General features: G+C 74.5%; 17 protein-coding genes and 3 pseudogenes. 12 read left to right on the forward strand and 8 right to left on the reverse strand.

Going from position 1 to position 15,181, the window contains the following annotated elements; translation table 11 throughout:
• Positions 1-19 precede the first annotated feature (19 nt).
• Together ACZ404_RS00840 and ACZ404_RS00845 are read left to right on the forward strand one after the other, a co-directional pair.
• Positions 20-511 carry a MarR family winged helix-turn-helix transcriptional regulator gene (locus ACZ404_RS00840; protein ID WP_468435117.1) on the forward strand — a complete coding sequence of 164 codons (492 nt, stop codon included), beginning with the start codon at positions 20-22 and terminating at the stop codon, positions 509-511.
• A 51-nt stretch (positions 512-562) separates the two neighbouring features.
• Positions 563-943, forward strand: coding sequence for a tetratricopeptide repeat protein (locus ACZ404_RS00845; RefSeq protein ID WP_468435118.1), 381 nt, complete (start codon positions 563-565; stop codon positions 941-943).
• A gap of 51 nt (positions 944-994) precedes the next feature.
• Here the strand turns inward: ACZ404_RS00845 and ACZ404_RS00850 are convergent.
• Together ACZ404_RS00850 and ACZ404_RS00855 are read right to left on the reverse strand one after the other, a co-directional pair.
• Positions 995-1,189 (reverse strand): annotated as a pseudogene (locus ACZ404_RS00850) (PepSY domain-containing protein); the annotation flags it as partial.
• Positions 1,184-1,381 (reverse strand): annotated as a pseudogene (locus ACZ404_RS00855) (PepSY domain-containing protein); the annotation flags it as partial. The pseudogenes ACZ404_RS00855 and ACZ404_RS00850, both read right to left, overlap by 6 nt.
• Positions 1,382-1,514: 133 nt before the next feature.
• Between ACZ404_RS00855 and ACZ404_RS00860 the strand changes: the two are divergent.
• Positions 1,515-2,159: a peptide deformylase gene (locus ACZ404_RS00860; protein ID WP_468435119.1), complete on the forward strand. Its 645-nt coding sequence runs from the start codon at positions 1,515-1,517 to the stop codon at positions 2,157-2,159.
• Positions 2,160-2,186: 27 nt separating this feature from the next.
• On the opposite strand, the gene ACZ404_RS00865 is transcribed toward ACZ404_RS00860, so the two are convergent.
• A complete protein-coding gene (locus ACZ404_RS00865) occupies positions 2,187-3,617 on the reverse strand; it encodes a dihydrolipoyl dehydrogenase family protein (RefSeq protein WP_468435120.1) in 1,431 nt (476 codons plus the stop codon).
• Positions 3,618-3,759: 142 nt separating this feature from the next.
• Between ACZ404_RS00865 and trxA the strand changes: the two genes are divergently transcribed.
• The gene (gene trxA, locus ACZ404_RS00870; RefSeq protein WP_468435121.1) at positions 3,760-4,134 is read left to right on the forward strand and encodes a thioredoxin; all 375 of its coding nucleotides are present in this window, start codon (positions 3,760-3,762) and stop codon (positions 4,132-4,134) included.
• A 27-nt stretch (positions 4,135-4,161) separates the two neighbouring features.
• Here the strand turns inward: trxA and ACZ404_RS00875 are convergent, their stop codons facing one another.
• Positions 4,162-5,208, reverse strand: a complete 1,047-nt coding sequence (locus ACZ404_RS00875) for a LacI family DNA-binding transcriptional regulator (protein ID WP_468435122.1) — start codon at positions 5,206-5,208, stop codon at positions 4,162-4,164.
• A gap of 76 nt (positions 5,209-5,284) precedes the next feature.
• On the opposite strand from ACZ404_RS00875, the pseudogene ACZ404_RS00880 reads away from it, so the two are divergent.
• Positions 5,285-5,599: pseudogene (locus ACZ404_RS00880) on the forward strand (FAD-dependent monooxygenase); the annotation flags it as partial.
• Here ACZ404_RS00880 and ACZ404_RS00885 read toward each other — a convergent pair.
• Positions 5,596-6,276 (reverse strand): TetR/AcrR family transcriptional regulator, encoded by a 681-nt coding sequence (locus ACZ404_RS00885; protein ID WP_468435123.1) that lies wholly within the window; start codon positions 6,274-6,276, stop codon positions 5,596-5,598. The pseudogene ACZ404_RS00880 and the gene ACZ404_RS00885 overlap by 4 nt on opposite strands.
• Before the next feature lie 112 nt (positions 6,277-6,388).
• Here ACZ404_RS00885 and ACZ404_RS00890 point away from each other — a divergent pair, with 112 nt between their 5' ends.
• The 5 genes from ACZ404_RS00890 (at position 6,389) to ACZ404_RS00910 (ending at position 11,973) form a co-directional block, all read left to right on the forward strand.
• Positions 6,389-6,952 (forward strand): NAD(P)H-dependent oxidoreductase, encoded by a 564-nt coding sequence (locus ACZ404_RS00890; protein WP_468435124.1) that lies wholly within the window; start codon positions 6,389-6,391, stop codon positions 6,950-6,952.
• A gap of 237 nt (positions 6,953-7,189) precedes the next feature.
• Positions 7,190-8,170 carry an alpha/beta hydrolase gene (locus ACZ404_RS00895; RefSeq protein ID WP_468435125.1) on the forward strand — a complete coding sequence of 327 codons (981 nt, stop codon included), beginning with the start codon at positions 7,190-7,192 and terminating at the stop codon, positions 8,168-8,170.
• Positions 8,171-8,661: 491 nt separating this feature from the next.
• Positions 8,662-10,086, forward strand: a complete 1,425-nt coding sequence (locus tag ACZ404_RS00900) for an amidase (protein WP_468435126.1) — start codon at positions 8,662-8,664, stop codon at positions 10,084-10,086.
• 26 nt (positions 10,087-10,112) lie between these two features.
• Positions 10,113-10,331, forward strand: coding sequence for a hypothetical protein (locus ACZ404_RS00905; protein WP_468435127.1), 219 nt, complete (start codon positions 10,113-10,115; stop codon positions 10,329-10,331).
• A gap of 133 nt (positions 10,332-10,464) precedes the next feature.
• The gene (locus tag ACZ404_RS00910; RefSeq protein ID WP_468435128.1) at positions 10,465-11,973 is read left to right on the forward strand and encodes a flotillin family protein; all 1,509 of its coding nucleotides are present in this window, start codon (positions 10,465-10,467) and stop codon (positions 11,971-11,973) included.
• Positions 11,974-12,044: 71 nt separating this feature from the next.
• Here ACZ404_RS00910 and ACZ404_RS00915 read toward each other — a convergent pair whose 3' ends face one another.
• On the reverse strand, positions 12,045-12,473 hold the full coding sequence (locus ACZ404_RS00915; RefSeq protein WP_468435129.1) for a hypothetical protein: 429 nt from the start codon (positions 12,471-12,473) through the stop codon (positions 12,045-12,047).
• Entirely contained in the window at positions 12,470-13,186 is a 717-nt protein-coding gene (locus tag ACZ404_RS00920) for a helix-turn-helix transcriptional regulator (RefSeq protein ID WP_468435130.1), read from the reverse strand. Before ACZ404_RS00920 ends, ACZ404_RS00915 begins: the two co-directional genes overlap by 4 nt.
• A 96-nt stretch (positions 13,187-13,282) precedes the next feature.
• Between ACZ404_RS00920 and ACZ404_RS00925 the strand changes: the two genes are divergently transcribed.
• A complete protein-coding gene (locus ACZ404_RS00925) occupies positions 13,283-13,705 on the forward strand; it encodes a cupin domain-containing protein (protein ID WP_468435131.1) in 423 nt (140 codons plus the stop codon).
• 55 nt (positions 13,706-13,760) lie between these two features.
• Entirely contained in the window at positions 13,761-14,207 is a 447-nt protein-coding gene (locus ACZ404_RS00930) for a type II toxin-antitoxin system PemK/MazF family toxin (protein ID WP_468435132.1), read from the forward strand.
• Here the strand turns inward: ACZ404_RS00930 and ACZ404_RS00935 are convergent.
• Complete coding sequence (locus tag ACZ404_RS00935) at positions 14,170-15,069, reverse strand: TIGR02452 family protein (RefSeq protein WP_468435133.1); 900 nt, start codon at positions 15,067-15,069, stop codon at positions 14,170-14,172. The two genes, ACZ404_RS00930 and ACZ404_RS00935, sit on opposite strands and share 38 nt — an antisense overlap.
• Positions 15,070-15,181 lie beyond the last annotated feature (112 nt).

Raw genomic sequence — 15,181 nt, forward strand, 5'->3', positions numbered from 1 at the left:
GCCATGTACGGTATCCGGCATGAGCAGCGAGGCGCCCGAGGGCGCGACCCCCGGTTTCCTGGTGTGGCGGCTGTCGATGAAGTGGCGGGTCGCCGTCGACCGGGCGGTGGCCCCGCTGGGGCTCACGCACGCCCAGTACGCGCTGGTGGCGTCGCTGTACGGCATGCAGCGCTCGGGCGAGCGGCCCAGCCAGCGGCGGCTGGCCGACCACACGGGGCTGGAGCCGCTGTACGTCTCGAAGCTGGCCCGCGGCCTGGAGTCGGCCGGGCTCCTGGAGCGGGCCAGGGACCCGCGCGATCCGCGTGCTGTACAGCTCGCGCTCACCGAGGAGGGGCGCGCGACCACCCGGCGGGCGATCGGGGTGGTGCAGGGCCTGCTGGGCCAGCTGCTGGAGCCGCTCGGCGGGCGGGACAGCGCACGGACCCGGGAGCTGACCCGTGACCTGACGATCCTGCTCGCCACGCCCCTGGACCCGGCAGCCGCCGGCCCGCCGACGAGCGGCGAAGAGTAGTGGAATATTGAACAACTGCACTCCGTTGTCGCCCCCGAAAAGGAGGCAACAGTGGAGACGCAGGCGCAGAGCACGCAGACGACCCCGCAGACCACGTACTACGACCAGGGCACGCCCGCCGAGCGCTGGGAGCGGGCGCGGCTGTTCTTCGGCGCCAAGGACTACGCCGGCGTCGCGCGGGTGCTGGCCGGGCTGGTCGAGGAGGTGCCGGAGCAGACCGGACCCCGGCTGCTGCTGGCCCGCGCCTACTACCACTCCGCTCAACTGCGCCGCGCCGAGGCCGAGTTGCGGCGCATCGTGGAGCGGGACCCGGTGGAGCACTACGCCCGGCTGATGCTGGGCCGCACGCTCCAGCGCCAGGCCCGCCACGACGAGGCGGAGCGGCACCTGCGCATCGCCGCCGCCCTGGCCGGTGACTTCCCCGAGGAGTGACCGGCCGAGGCACGGCTTCCGGTGTGCCTTCTGGTGGACACCGGCGCGGCCCCCGTAGCTGCGGCGGCCGCGCCGGTGGGCGATCTCGCCGAGGACGACGTCGAAGGCGAGGAAGGCGGTCAGCGGGATGCCGAGCAGGGGTACGAAGCAGCCGAGGGCGGCGATGACGGCCAGCGCGGGGACCAGGACGTACGGCGGCACCTGGGCCCAGGCGCCGCGCGGGACCGGCCGGCCGAAGGAGGAGCCCGCGTACAGCAGCCCGGTGAAGGCGGCGACCAGCAGGAAGGGGGCGACGAGCAGGCCGGCGTAGAAGTGCAGGCGCAGGATCAGGGGCCGCAGCGGGGCCCAGCGGCCGGCGGCCCGCGCCGGGGCGGGTGCCTCGTCCTCGGTGTCCTTGGCGTCCTTGGTGTCCTCGGTCGGCGAGGGAGCATGGGTCATCGGCGGGCTTCTTTCGGGGACCGGTCGTGAGCGGTGGTGCTGTAGTGGGTCGGACCGCGAAACGGCTGAGTTCCCCGGGGTGTTGGTGAGCTGCGCCACATGGAGTGCCCGGCGCGCATGGCATGCTGACGCGATGGCACCTCCCCCTGATCACGTCCCGCTGACCGAGCGGGTCGAGGAACTCCTCGCCGCCGGCGGCCCCTTGCCCATCGTCGCGGCCGGCCGGCCGGTCCTGCGACGCGGCACCGAGCGCTACGAGGGCCAGCTCGGCCCCGCGCTGCTGGCCCGTTTCGTCGAGGCGCTGCGCGTCACCATGCACGCGGCCCCGGGCGTCGGGCTCGCCGCCCCGCAGGTGGGGATCCCGCTGCGGATCGCGGTCGTCGAGGACCCGGCGCCGGTGCCCGAGGAGGTGGCGGTGGCCCGGGGCCGGGTGCCGCAGCCGTTCCGGGTCCTGGTCAACCCGTCGTACGAGCCGGTCGGCACCGCCCGTGCCGCGTTCTTCGAGGGCTGCCTCAGCGTGCCGGGCTGGCAGGCGGTGGTGGCCCGGCACGCCGAGGTGCGGCTGCGCGGCGAGGACGAGCACGGCCGCGCGCTGGACGAGGTCTTCACGGGCTGGCCCGCCCGTATCGTCCAGCACGAGACGGACCACCTCGACGGCGTCCTGTACCTCGACCGCGCCGAACCGCGCTCCCTGTCCACGAACGAGGCGGCCGCGGCCCTGTGGGCGCAGCCGACCCCGCGGGCGGCGGCCGAGCAGCTCGGCTTCGAACTGCCCTAGAGGGTCCGCCCCCCTGGGCCGTCGGGGTCAGTTGTCGCGGTAGGCCTCCAGCAGCCGCAGCCACACCTCGCTGAGGGTCGGGTACGACGGGACCGCGTGCCACAGGCGGTCGACCGGGACCCGGCCGACGACCGCGACGGTCGCGGAGTGGATCAGCTCGCCGACGCCGGGGCCGACGAAGGTGACGCCGCGCAGGATCTCCTCCTCCAGGTCGACCACCATGCGCGCGCGGCCCTTGTAGCCGTCGCCGTACAGTCCGGCGCCCGCGACCGAGGAGAACTCGACGTCGACGGCGCGGACCCGGTGGCCGGCCTGTTCGGCCTCGGCGAGGGAGAGGCCGACGGCGGCGGCCTCGGGGTCGGTGAAGACGACCTGGGGTACGGCGTCGTGGTCGGCGGTGGCGGCGTGCGCGCCCCAGGGTTCCTCCAGCGGGGTGTCACCGGCCGCCCGTGCGGCGATGGCGGCGCCCGCGATGCGTGCCTGGTACTTGCCCTGGTGGGTGAGGAGTGCCCGGTGGTTGACGTCGCCCACCGCGTAGAGCCAGTCGGTGCCGGTGACGCGGAGACTGTCGTCGACGCTGAGCCACGAGCCGGGCTCCAGGCCGACGGTGTCCAGGCCGATGTCGTCGGTGTGCGGGACGCGGCCGGTGGCGAAGAGGATCTCGTCGCCCTCGACCCGGTCTCCGGCGGAGGTGACGGCGACCACGGTGCCGTTCTCCCGGGTGACGGACTCGAGGGAGGTGCCGGTGCGCACGTCCACGCCCGCCTCGGTGAGGGCCTCGGCGACCAGTTCCCCGGCGAACGGCTCCATGCGGTTCAGCAGGCCCTTGCCGCGCACCAGCAGGGTGACCCGGGAGCCGAGGGCCTGCCAGGCGGTGGCCATCTCGGTGGCGACGACACCGCCGCCCACGACGATCAGCCGTCCGGGGGCCGCCTTGCCGCTGGTCGCCTCACGGCTGGTCCAGGGCCTGACCTCGGCGAGCCCGGGCAGGTCGGGGAGCTGGGCGCGGGTGCCGGTGGCGACGGCGACGGCGTGCCGGGCGGTGAGCGTGGTGACCGTGCCGTCGGCAGCGGTCACGGTGACCGTACGGGGGCCGGCGAGGCGCCCCTGGCCCCGGTGGAGGTCGGCTCCGATGCCGTCCAGCCAGGCGACCTGGCCGTCGTCCTCCCAGTGCGAGGTGTAGTCGTCCCGGCGGGCGAGCACGGCCGGGGTGTCGAGGGGGCCCTGGACGGCCCGGGCCAGTCCGGGCAGGCGGCGGGCGTCCGCCTGGGCGATGACCGGCCTGAGCAGCGCCTTGCTGGGCATGCAGGCCCAGTACGAGCACTCGCCCCCGACCAGCTCGCTCTCCACGACCGCGGTGGTGAGGCCGGCCGCGCGGGTGCGGTCGGCGACGTTCTCCCCCACGGGTCCGGCTCCGAGCACCACGACGTCGTACGCGATGGATTCCGTTTCCGTCATGGGGTCAGTCTGGTGGGTGGTTGGCGCGTCGGCCACATGGGTACGCGCGCGGGACACGACCGTGCGCGTACGGAATAGGCGACCGGGTCATCGCGTTGGCGCCGTCGGCACAACCCCCACACCAGGAAGAGGGAATCACGCCATGAGCAGCACTGTGGAGCTGACCAAGGAGAACTTCGACGAGACGGTCACCGGGAACGAGTTCGTGCTCATCGACTTCTGGGCGTCCTGGTGCGGTCCGTGCCGTCAGTTCGCTCCGGTCTACGAGAAGGCGGCGCAGGACAACCCGGACATGGTGTTCGGGAAGGTGGACACCGAGGCCCAGCCCGAGCTGGCGCAGGCCTTCGGCATCCAGTCGATCCCCACGCTGATGATCGTCCGGGACCAGGTTGCGGTCTTCGCCCAGCCGGGCGCCCTGCCCGAGGCCGCCCTCGCGGACGTCATCGGCCAGGCGCGCAGGCTGGACATGGACGAGGTCCGCAAGAGCATCGCCGCCCAGGAGAGCAACGGCCAGTAGCGGCCGCCGCCGGCCGGCCGCGCGCCGTCAGCTCGACCCGCGGTGCACGAGCGAGGCGCCCAGCACCTCGCGCACCTCGCTCTCGCCTCCGGGGGCGCGCACCGCGCGGTCGACCAGCTCGGCGAGATCGCGGCCCGAGGGCAGCCGGATGTGGACGGTGCTGAGCCGGGGCCGCAGCAGCCGGCCAAGCATGAGGTCGTCGGCCCCGACCACGGCCACGTCCTGCGGGATGCGGACGCCCTCGTCCTGCAGGGCGCACATCAGCAGCATCGCGTACTCGTCGTTGTAGGCGAACACCGCGTCCAGGCCCAACTCGCGCCACCGGGCGGCTAGTTGGGCCGCCGCGTGTTCGGTGTACGCAAGCGGCAGCTCGGTCACCGCCGCGTCCGTGCCGTGCAGGGCCCGGCGCACGCCCGCGAGCCGGGGCCGGGAGAACGCCTCCAGGCCGGGTTCCTCCGGGACGACCACCCCGATGCGGCGCCGGCCGCGGGCGTACAGGTGGTCGCCGGCGCAGTGGCCGACGGTGCTGTGGTCCATGAGCAGGGCGTGCGCGCCCTCGACGCGCTCGGGGGCGAGGGTCACCACCGCACGGGCGCCGGCCCGCTTGAGCACCGCCACGCCCCGCGGACCGATGTCCCCGCCGGGCACCAGGACGGCGACCGGCCGCAACTCCGCCCAGGCACGGGCGGCTTCGTCGCCGCGCAGACCGACGCTGCCGTACTGCACGACGGTGTAGTCGAGCCGGCCGAGGGCCGACTGCAGCTCGTTCAGGAACTGGCTGTACAGGGGGCCCACCGGGATCGACGGGGCGGGCATCAGGACCATGCGGCTGTGTCCGGCACGCAGGGAGCGGGCGGCCGCGTGGGGCACGTACCCCAGCTCCTGAGCGGCCTCCTGGACCCGGCGGCGGGTCGGCTCACTGATCCGTACGGCGCTGGTGTTGTTGAGGACGTAGGAGACGGTCGCGCGCGAGACGCCGGCCAGCCGGGCCACGTCGGCACTCGTGGGAACCGAGTGCGGTGCGGGCGCCGGGGACGGGGGCGTGTTCGGTATCTGCACCATGACAGACCGCATCTTGGCAGAGGGGCCGGGGGCGGGGGCGGGCGGGGGAACGTGGTTCATCACTGAACGAAGCTCGGATCACAGGCGCCAGGAGTTCGACGGCCGGCACGAGAGCCTGACGGCGCTGGTGAAGGACGCCGACGGCCCGCTGGTGCCGCGCCGCATCCACGCCCTGCCGGCCGGCCACCGCCGGCCCCGGGTGCCCGGCGTGACGCTGCTCGGCGACGCCGCGCACCTGATGTCGCCGTTCCCCGGCGAGGGCGCCGACCTCGCGCTGCTCGACGGCGCCGAACTGGGCCTGGCGCTGGCGACGGAGTCCGCGCGCAGCGGCGCGATGCTGTTTCGTCCCGACGCACCGCAGGGGCTGGTCAACATGTTCACGTCGACCGGGCAGCCGGCCTAGCGCGGCGGCTGCGTGCCCGTCGTGCGGGCCACGAGGTCGGTCCAGCCGGTCTCCACGCGCTCCATGGGCATCCCGCACTGCCGGGTGAGGTGGTGGATCAGGCCGGGGTCGAGATACGCCATCAGCGTGTGGGACAGCAGGTCGCAGTCGGCGCCGGGCAGGAGCTGCCGCAGCAGCACCGTGATGTGCGTGCGCCGCGCCTGGTACGCGGGATGGGAGAACCGGCGGGTCGGCTCCGGCTGGGCGGCCAGCTGCAGCTCCAGCTGCTCGGCCGAGCGGTAGAGCACCGCGACACCGAACGCCCGCAGCCGCTCCAGGGGCGGCGCGCCCGGGCCCAGCGGCGGGGGCCCGCCCATGAAGTCGGCCTGCAGCTGCCGGTCGGAGTGGTCGAGCAGCGCCATGAGCAGGCCGGTGCGGTCGCCGAAGCGGCGGAACACGGTGCCCTTGCCGACCTGGGCCGCCGCGGCCACGGCCTCCATCGTGACGCCGGCCACCCCGTGCTCGGCGATGAGCCGCGCGGCGGCCTCCAGCAGCCGGGCCCGGTTGCGGGCCGCGTCGGCGCGCAGGCACGGCTCGACGGGGCCCGACTCCACCTCCAGCAGCCGAGGCGGGTTCAGGGGCTCCTGGGGTGAGGGGAAGGGCGGCAGGGCGCTGGACATGAAGACAGCGTAAAGCATCGGGAACAAAACTGGACCCCGGTCCGCTTAGCCTGATACAACGTGCTGGGAGCCAAAACGGACCCCGGTCCGGATCGTAACCGCTTTGTTTCAGGCCTCTTGGAGTACACCCATGTCTGTCCGTATCCTCGCGCTCGTCGGCAGCCTCCGCGCCGGTTCGCACAACCGCCAGCTCGCCGAGGCGGCCGTCAAGCTCGCCCCCGAGGGTGCCGAGGTCGTCCTCTTCGACGGCCTGGCCGAGGTGCCCTTCTACAACGAGGACATCGACGTCGCGGGCAGCGTCCCGGCCGCAGCCGCCCGGCTGCGGGAGGCCGCCCAGGCCGCCGACGCCTTCCTGCTCTTCTCCCCCGAGTACAACGGCACCATCCCGGCCGTCCTGAAGAACGCCATCGACTGGCTGTCCCGCCCGTACGGCGCCGGCGCCTTCGCAGGCAAGCCCGTCGCCGTGGTCGGCACCGCCTTCGGCCAGTACGGCGGCGTGTGGGCGCAGGACGACACCCGCAAGGCCGTGGGCATCGCCGGCGGCAAGGTGATCGAGGACATCAAGCTGTCCATCCCCGGCTCCGTGACCCGCTTCGCCGAGACCCACCCGGTCGACGACGCCGAGGTCGCCGCCCAGCTCACCGAGGTCGTCGCCCGTCTGCACGGCAACGTGGGCGAGGCCGCGGCCGCCTGAGCCGTCGCCGACTGCGGGAAGGGGCCGGAGTTTCCGGCCCCTTTCGCGTGTCGCCGAGCCTCGCGTGGCCGGCCCTCGCGTGACCGGCCACGCCTCTCGAGGCCCGGTGCGATGCGGTGCGGTGTCGCGCCGGGCACCCGCCGTACGGCGGGGAGCTTGCGCCGTCTGTCGGCATCCCTGCGTGTGGGGGTACGCGGATCATGGCCGTACGAGCCGCACCGCATGTGAGGAGACATCATGCCCCCGGTCCCGACCCCGCCCCCGTTCGACCCGGAACTCGCCGCCGCGCTGGAGCTGGTCAAGGACGTGATCTCGCCCGGGCTCACCCCGGACGACATCCCCACCGCCCGGTCGGGCGAGGGCATCGAGCTGCTCGGCCTGGTCGACGTCACCCTGGACGGCGCCTTCGAGGCGGAGGACCGTACGGTGCCGGGGCCCGAGGGCGCCCCCGACGTCTCCCTCCTCGTCTGCCGCCCCACGTTCACCGACCCCGCCGCCCTGCTGCCGGTGATCTACCACGTGCACGGCGGCGGCATGGTCCTCGGCAACAACCGCGCCGGCGTGGACGTCGCGCTGGCCTGGGCGCGCGACGTCGGCGCGGTCGTCGTGTCGGTCGAGTACCGTCTCGCGCCCGAGCACCCGCACCCGGCGCCCGTCGACGACGTGTACGCCGGCCTGCTGTGGACCGCCGAGCACGCCAAGGAGATCGGCGGCGACCCGGACCGGATCGTCATCGCGGGCGCCAGCGCGGGCGGAGGCCTCACCGCCGCCCTCGCCCTGCTCCTGCGGGACCGCCAGGGACCACCGGTCATCGGCCAGCTCCTGATGTACCCGATGCTGGACGACCGCAACGAGACGTTCTCCAGCCACCAGATGGCCGGGGTCGGCGTCTGGGACCGCACCGCCAACGAGACCGGCTGGACGGCGCTGCTCGGCGAGCGGCGCGGCGGGCCCGACGTCTCCCCCTACGCCGCCCCGGCCCGCGCGACCGACCTGTCCGGCCTTCCCCCGGCCTTCCTCGACGTCGGCTCGGCGGAGACCTTCCGGGACGAGGTCGTCGACTACGCCTCGCGCATCTGGCAGGCGGGGGGCGTGGCCGAGCTCCACGTCTGGCCGGGCGGCTTCCACGGCTTCGACGGTTTCGCCCCGCAGGCGGCCCTGTCCCAGTCGGCCCGCGCGGCCCACCTGGACTGGCTGCGCCGACTGCTGGCACGGTGACGACCGACTCCCGTCGAGGGCGGCTTCCTGACGGGCCGGGAGTTGCCGGCTGTTCTCGAACTCCCCCGCTCCTGGGCCGCCGCCCGGCATGCCCTGCGGTTCACGGCCGAGGGTGGGGATCGGGATCCGGGGGGGGCGCGGTCGTGCACGCCGATGAGCTGGGTTGGATCGCGCTGCCGGCCGATCTCGTCATACGAGAGGCGGAGCCGCACCCGGACGTGCGGGCGCTGGAGGCGGCCGCTGTGGACGCCCCCTGGATGCTGGGACCCTGCAGGTGTGCACCACCTCCACCCTCCGGGACCGCCTCGCCCACGCCGAGCACCTGCCGGGCCGGCCGGTGCGCACCCCGCAGGGGCGGTTCCGTCTCCGACTCGCCCTCACGCTGAGGAATTCGACCCGCAGCCCCCAGGGAGATGCACGAAACCCGTACGGCACCGGCCGCCCAGAGGTTACCGTTCGGTAGACATCGCGCTCCCGGAGGTGCTCCCGTCATGACGCCCGACCGTGCCGCAGGCCTCGCGGAGTCCGCCCGTGCGCTCGCCGACGGCGAGGTGACCTCCCGCACCCTGGTGGAGCAGGCGCTGGCCCGGATCGAGGCCACCCAGCCGACCCTGAACGCCTTCCGGGTGGTGCGCGCCGAGGCCGCGCTCGCCGAAGCGGACGCCGCCGACCGGGAGTTGGCCGCAGGCGGACGGCGTCCGCTGCTCGGGGTGCCGGTGGCGGTGAAGGACGACATGGACGTCGCCGGGGAGCCCACCGCGTTCGGCTGCCGGGGCGACTTCCCGCCGGTCGCGCAGGACGGCGAGGCGGTACGGCGGCTGCGTGCGGCCGGTGCCGTCGTCGTCGGCAAGACCAACACCTGTGAGCTGGGGCAGTGGCCGTTCACCGAGGGGCCGGCCTTCGGCGAGACCCGCAACCCGTGGCACACCGGCCACACCCCCGGCGGCTCCTCCGGGGGCTCGGCCGCCGCCGTGGCCGCCGGCCTGGTCCCCGCCGCGCTCGGGTCGGACGGCGCCGGTTCGGTGCGCATCCCGGCCTCCTGGACGCATCTCGTCGGCATCAAGCCGCAGCGCGGCCGCATCTCCACCTGGCCGCGCGGCGAGTCGTTCCAGGGCATCACCGTCAACGGCACGCTGGCCCGCACGGTCGCCGACGCGGCCCTGCTGCTGGACGCGGCGAGCGGCAACCACGACCGGGACCCGCACCGCCCGCCGGCGCTCACGGTCGCGGAGGCGGCCGGCCGCGACCCCGGCCGGCTGCGCGTCGCCCTGTCGCTGAAGCCGCCCTTCACGGCCGTACCCGCGCGGCTGCGGCCGGAGGTCCGGGGCCGGGTGCTCGAACTCGCCGAGAGGCTCGCCGGGTTGGGGCACAGCGTGGAGGAGGCGGATCCGCCCTACGGCCGGATCGGGCTGACCTTCGTCCCGCGCGCCACCGCGGGGATCGCCGAGTGGGTCCGGGAAGCTCCCGACCCGGCGCTGCTCGACCCGCGCACCCGGGACGCGGCCCGGCTCGGACGGCTGCTCGGCGGCGCCCCGCTGCGGGCGGCGCGGCGCGCCGAGGCGGTGCTGCACCGGCGCATCGGCGCGTTCTTCACCTCGTACGACGTGATCCTCGCTCCGACGACGGCCGCTCCCCCGCCCGCGATCGGCGCCCTGTACCGGCTGCGCGGACTGGCCACCGACCGCGCGATGATCGCCGCGTGCCCGTACGCCTGGCCCTGGAACGTCCTCGGCTGGCCCGGCGTCAACGTGCCCGCCGGCTTCGTCGGCGACGGCCTCCCCGTGGGCGCCCAACTCCTCGGCCCCGCGCACAGCGAGCCGCTGCTGGTCTCGCTCGCCGCCCAGCTGGAGGCGGAGCTGCGCTGGCACGAACTGTGGCCGCCGCAGCAGAAGGACGCGAACTCCCGGGCGGCCTGAGCGCGTTCGGCCCGTACCCTGTGGCCATGGACGATGCGTCGATGGTCGGGCTCGTGGGACGGGTGACGGGGACGATCGGGCCCGGGCTGGTCGGCGAGGTGATCGTCCGGGTGCGCGGCGGCGCGGAGCACTTCCTCGCCTACGCCGCCGACGGCACCTCCCGCATCGAGCGGGGAACGGTGGTGATGGTGGTGGAACACCTGCCGCCGAGGACGGTCCACGTGACCGCCGCGTACGACAGTTGAGCATGCTCCGCCCCAGGTGAGGGGCGTGTGCGTCAAGATTGCAACAAGGATTCGCCGCACTCTTCCGAGCCGGTCCGCGCAGGCGCACACTCCCTTCGTTCGGTGCCGAGAGGGCACCATCCAAAGGGGGCGTATGCCGATGGTTGTCGGCGTCGTTGCGGGGGCGGTCGTCGTTGCCCTCCTGATACTGATCGGTCTCTTCAAGGCGATGTGGCGCGTCGCCGAGCCCAATGAGGCGCTCATCATCTCCGGGTCCAAGCACCGCACCGAGGGCCTGGAGGAGGGCATGGGCTTCCGCATCGTCACCGGGCGCGGCACCCTGGTGCTGCCCGGCGTGCAGGCGGTGCGCAAGCTGTCCCTCGACCTGAACGAGACCGAGCTGCACGTGGACTGCGTGACCCAGCAGGGCATCCCGCTGAAGGTGCGGGGCGTGGTCATCTTCAAGGTGGGCGACGACTTCGTGTCGATCGCGAACGCGGCCCGGCGTTTCCTGGACCAGCAGAAGCTGATGTCGGAGCGGGTGCACAACGTCTTCGCCGGTCATCTGCGCTCCATCGTGGGCGGGTTGACGGTGGAGGACATGATCCGGGACCGGGAGAAGCTGACCGGGCAGACCCGGGCGGCCTGCGGTACGGAGATGGAGAAGCTCGGCCTGATCGTCGACTCGCTGCAGATCCACGAGATCGAGGACCCGACCGGGTACATCCAGAATCTGGCGATGCCGCACGCGGCGGCCGTCCAGCGGGACGCGCGCATCGCGCAGGCGGAGGCCAACCGGCTCGCCACCGAGGCCGAACAGCAGTCGTTCGCGCGGATGGCGGAGGCCACCCGGGACAGTGAGATCCTGCAGGCCGGCTACCAGGCCGAGCGCGACAAGGCGGCGGCCAAGGCGCGCCAGGCCGGTCCGCTCGCCGACGCCGCGGCCCGGCAGGAGGTCGTCGTCCAGGAGACCCGGGTCGCCGAACTGGAGGCGAACCGCAGGGAACAGCAGCTCCAGGCGGACGTGCGCAAGCCGGCCGACGCCAAGGCCTACGAGAAGCGCACGCTGGCCGAGGCCGAGCGCGACGCCCGGATCTCGGCGGCCCAGGCGAAGGCGAAGGAGACGGAGCTGGCCGCGGCGGCGGAGGCGACCCGGGTCAAGACGGCCGCGGGCGCCGAGGCCGAGGCGACCAAGACCCGGGGTACGGCCACGGCGGCGGCGACCCGGGCCACCGGTGAGGCGGAGGCGGCGGCCGCGCAGGCCAGGGGTCTGGCCGAGGCCGAGGCGACCAAGGCGCGGGGTCTCGCCGAGGCGGAGGCCATCAAGGCCCGGGCCGCCGCCCTGGCCGAGAACCAGGAGGCGGTCGTCGCGCAGCAACTCGCAGAGAACTGGCCGGAGATCGTACGGGCCGGTGCGTCGGCCTTCGGCAACGTCGACAACATGGTGCTGCTCAACGGTGCCGACGGCATGGCCGAGTTGTTCGCCAAGGCGCTCACCATGGGCGGCACCGGTCTCGGTCTCGCCCGGCAACTGCTCGCCTCGATGAACCCGAACGGCCAGGACGGCCGGCCGGCGAACGGCACCGCGCCGTCGCTGAACGGTGCGGTGACACCGCCGCCGCAGCCGCCGTCGCAGAAGGTGCCGGTGGAGCCGGAGGCCTGAGCGGCCGACGCGCCGGGCGGCCGGTGTCCCGCGCCAGGGACCCGGCCGCCCGGCGTCGGTGTGGGCGCGGCTCAGGCCGTGAGCAGGCCGATTCCGAGGGCGATCAGGGCCACGACCTTGACGAGTTCCAGCGCCACGTACCACAGGTGGCCGCGGGAGCGGGGCAGGTCCTCGCCGGCGAGGACGCGGTCCGACCTGCGGTTGAGCCGGGGGCGGACGACGGCGAGCTGGGCGGCGAGCAGCAGGGCGACGGCCGCGGTCAGCCCGGTGATCCCGGTCGACGGGCCGCCCACGGCGACGGCGACGATCACGACGGCGGCCAGGGCGGCCTCGACCGCGTTCAGCGCGCGGAACACCAGCCGCCCGATGCCCAGCCCGATGGGTATGGTCACGCCCGGCGCGCGGAACTTCAGCGGCGCCTCCAGGAAGGAGATCGCCAGCACCATTCCGAGCCAGACGAAGATGAGCGCGCTCGCGGTGGCGGCCGACGTCGGGTTCATCGGGGCTGCCTTTCTGTGCCGCCCGGTGCGGCGGCGGTCGGGGAAGGGGCGGGCGTCCCGGCGAGGTGGGCCAGGCAGGAGTCGGGTTCGGCGAACGGCTCCAGGGCGGTGGCCGTCAGCGGCGCGTCGAGCGCGTCCAGCGCGCCGCGCATCAGGCCGAGGTGCAGCGGGCAGACCAGCGCGCCGTGTTCCTCGGCGAGTTCCAGGAAGGGGCAGTGCCGCAGCCGGATCCGGCGCGGAGCTCCGCCCGCCGGGTCCGCGCCCTCGGGGGCGGGAGAGAAGCCCAGGTCGTCCAGGAGGGCGACGAGCCGGTCCGCGGAGCGCTCGGGCGTCGGCGGTGCGGACGGCGGCAGCGGGTCCACCAGGAAGCGGCCCCAGGCGCGGCCGGCCTCCTCGGCCTCCGCACGCGCCTCGGCCGGGTCGGCGGATGCCCACCGGCTGAGCAGCATGCGCGCCAGCATCTGGTAGCCGCGGGTGCCGCCGCGGTCCATCCCGCGGCGCGCGCTGTGCACGGTGCGTGGCCGGCCGGGCCCCGAGGGGGCGGCGAGGCTGCGCTCGACGCGGCCGTCGGCCACCAGGGCGTCCAGGTGGAAGCGGACGGTGTTGGGGTGGACGCCCAGCCGCTCGGCCGTCTCGGCGACCCCGAGCGGCTCGGGGGCGGCCCGCAGCACGTCCAGGACCTCCTGGCGGCGCGAACTCTCCCGCGTGGTCATGCCGGATCACCCCTTTCACCTGGGCGTATTTTTCACCGTTTCCCTTTGTAGTAATTGTAGGGTGGGCAGGAGAAGCCGAGGAACGAGGGGCACCCCATGACGTCGTCGTCCGCGAGCGGCACCGGGCCGGCCGAGCCGGCGGGCCCCGATCCGCGCGTCCTGTGCGACACCCGGGCGCTGGCCGAGGCACCGCCGGTGCCGGCCGGCGCGCTGTGGAAGCTGGCCGAGAGCGGGCGCCAGCTGGACGCCAACGTGATCCGGCTGGCCCCGGGCGGACGCATCGCGACCCACACGGAGCCGCTGCTGGACGTGCTGTTGCTGGTGATCTCCGGGGACGGCGTGCTCGGCAAGGGCGCGGCGCAGGAGCCGGTGGCGCTCACCGAGGGCACCCTGCTGTGGCTGCCGCACGGCTCCACGCGCAGCATCGCCGCCGGGGAGTCCGGCCTGGCGTACCTGACCGTGCACCGCCGCCGCCCCGGCATGCAGATCCGCTCGCAAGCCGAGGTCTCACCGGCGTAACCGGCACCGGCCGGGCGCCCGTTGCACGTCCGGAGGGGACCACTAGGGTGCCTGCGTGAGCACAGTCACCGATGGACATGTCCCCGGCCGCTCCGGCCGCCACGCCACCACCGAGGCCGACCCGCACGAGGTCGGCCGGGTGCGCACCGAGTATTCCCCCGCCCACGACGGCGACCCGGACCCGGGTGAGATCGTGTGGACCTGGGTGCCGTTCGAGGAGAACGACGGCCGGGGCAAGGACCGGCCGGTGCTGGTCGTCGCCCGCGAGGCGGCGGGTACCTTCCTCGCCGTCCAGCTCTCCAGCAAGCGGCACGACGGCGACCGGGAGTGGGTCGCCATCGGCAGCGGGCCCTGGGACCGGTCGGGGCGTGACTCCTGGGTGGACGTCGACCGCGTGCTGCGCCTGCACGAGGAGGGCATGCGCCGGGAGGCGTGCGCGCTGGACCGCATGCGGTTCAACCTCGTCAGGCAGCGCCTCCACGAGCGCTACGGCTGGACCTGACAGCAGCGGCTCCGCCCGGGACCGTCGGCCCGCACGCCGGGAACGCCCGTACGAAGGCCTCCCGGGTCGCCGCGTCCCGGGTGCGGTCCAGGACGCCGAACACCACGTGCTCGAACCTGTCCGCGAACCGTCCGCCGGGTCCGAGAAGGCCCCGGAAGGCGCCCGCGACCTGCGCCGGGTCGTTCTGGAAGACGCCGCAGCCCCAGGCGCCGAGCACCAGCCGGCGGTAGCCCTGGGCGGCGGCGGTCTCCAGGACGCGCTCGGCCCGCCGGGAGAGGGCGGCCGGCAGTCCGGCGGCGCGCTCGGGCGCGGTACGCCGGACGACGCCCGCGTTGGGTGCGGCCGCCGTCAGGAAGCCCACGGGATACGGCCGCGGCAGCAGAGCACCCTTGTCGTCGCGGAAGACCGGCACGGCCGGGCTGTGGATCACCCGGTCGGAGTAGAACGGGTCCCGGTGGGCGCGGTGGTGGTCGTAGAAGCCGCGGGCCTCGAGCAGGCAGGTGTACAGCGCGGAGGCGCGGCACAGCGCCTCCTCCTGGGCCTGCGCGCCGTTGAGGTAGCCCCCGCCGGGATTGCGGGCCGAGGCGAAGTTCAGCACGGCGACCGGAACGGCGCCGACGAGCCGGCGGGCGGCCTCCAGGCTGCTCTCGCCCGTCACCTCGATCACGGTGCCCGCGGTGACGGGTTCGGCCTCCGAGGGCGACGGCAAGGGCACCGGCCCCGGGCCGTACATCCGCGTGCCCGCCCGGGCGACGCCGAGAGCGGCGTCCAGCGACACCGTCCGGCCGTCCGGCGCGCGGTACGCGCCCGCCGCCACGATCTCCTCGGTCTGCGCGGCGATCCCGCGCAGGCGCGCGCTCATGGCGCCACCCCCGTGGGCGCCACGACCGCGGCCCGCGCGGTCTCCCCCGTCGTGCTCATGCACGCATCCTGGGCGATCCTGGTATGCGGTGCAACGGAGTTTCCCGGGTCCG

Source organism: Streptomyces sp. NPDC030798 (genome assembly GCF_055572275.1).

Bases quoted from the DNA above. Each gene is read 5' to 3' on its own strand.
- ACZ404_RS00840 (WP_468435117.1), top strand. From the start codon at position 20: ATGAGCAGCGAGGCGCCCGAGGGCGCGACCCCCGGTTTCCTGGTGTGG.
- ACZ404_RS00860 (WP_468435119.1), top strand. From the start codon at position 1,515: ATGGCACCTCCCCCTGATCACGTCCCGCTGACCGAGCGGGTCGAGGAA.
- ACZ404_RS00865 (WP_468435120.1), bottom strand. From the start codon at position 3,617: ATGACGGAAACGGAATCCATCGCGTACGACGTCGTGGTGCTCGGAGCC.
- trxA (WP_468435121.1), top strand. From the start codon at position 3,760: ATGAGCAGCACTGTGGAGCTGACCAAGGAGAACTTCGACGAGACGGTC.
- ACZ404_RS00875 (WP_468435122.1), bottom strand. From the start codon at position 5,208: ATGCGGTCTGTCATGGTGCAGATACCGAACACGCCCCCGTCCCCGGCG.
- ACZ404_RS00885 (WP_468435123.1), bottom strand. From the start codon at position 6,276: ATGCTTTACGCTGTCTTCATGTCCAGCGCCCTGCCGCCCTTCCCCTCA.
- ACZ404_RS00890 (WP_468435124.1), top strand. From the start codon at position 6,389: ATGTCTGTCCGTATCCTCGCGCTCGTCGGCAGCCTCCGCGCCGGTTCG.
- ACZ404_RS00895 (WP_468435125.1), top strand. From the start codon at position 7,190: ATGCCCCCGGTCCCGACCCCGCCCCCGTTCGACCCGGAACTCGCCGCC.
- ACZ404_RS00900 (WP_468435126.1), top strand. From the start codon at position 8,662: ATGACGCCCGACCGTGCCGCAGGCCTCGCGGAGTCCGCCCGTGCGCTC.
- ACZ404_RS00905 (WP_468435127.1), top strand. From the start codon at position 10,113: ATGGACGATGCGTCGATGGTCGGGCTCGTGGGACGGGTGACGGGGACG.
- ACZ404_RS00910 (WP_468435128.1), top strand. From the start codon at position 10,465: ATGCCGATGGTTGTCGGCGTCGTTGCGGGGGCGGTCGTCGTTGCCCTC.
- ACZ404_RS00915 (WP_468435129.1), bottom strand. From the start codon at position 12,473: ATGAACCCGACGTCGGCCGCCACCGCGAGCGCGCTCATCTTCGTCTGG.
- ACZ404_RS00920 (WP_468435130.1), bottom strand. From the start codon at position 13,186: ATGACCACGCGGGAGAGTTCGCGCCGCCAGGAGGTCCTGGACGTGCTG.
- ACZ404_RS00925 (WP_468435131.1), top strand. From the start codon at position 13,283: ATGACGTCGTCGTCCGCGAGCGGCACCGGGCCGGCCGAGCCGGCGGGC.
- ACZ404_RS00935 (WP_468435133.1), bottom strand. From the start codon at position 15,069: ATGAGCGCGCGCCTGCGCGGGATCGCCGCGCAGACCGAGGAGATCGTG.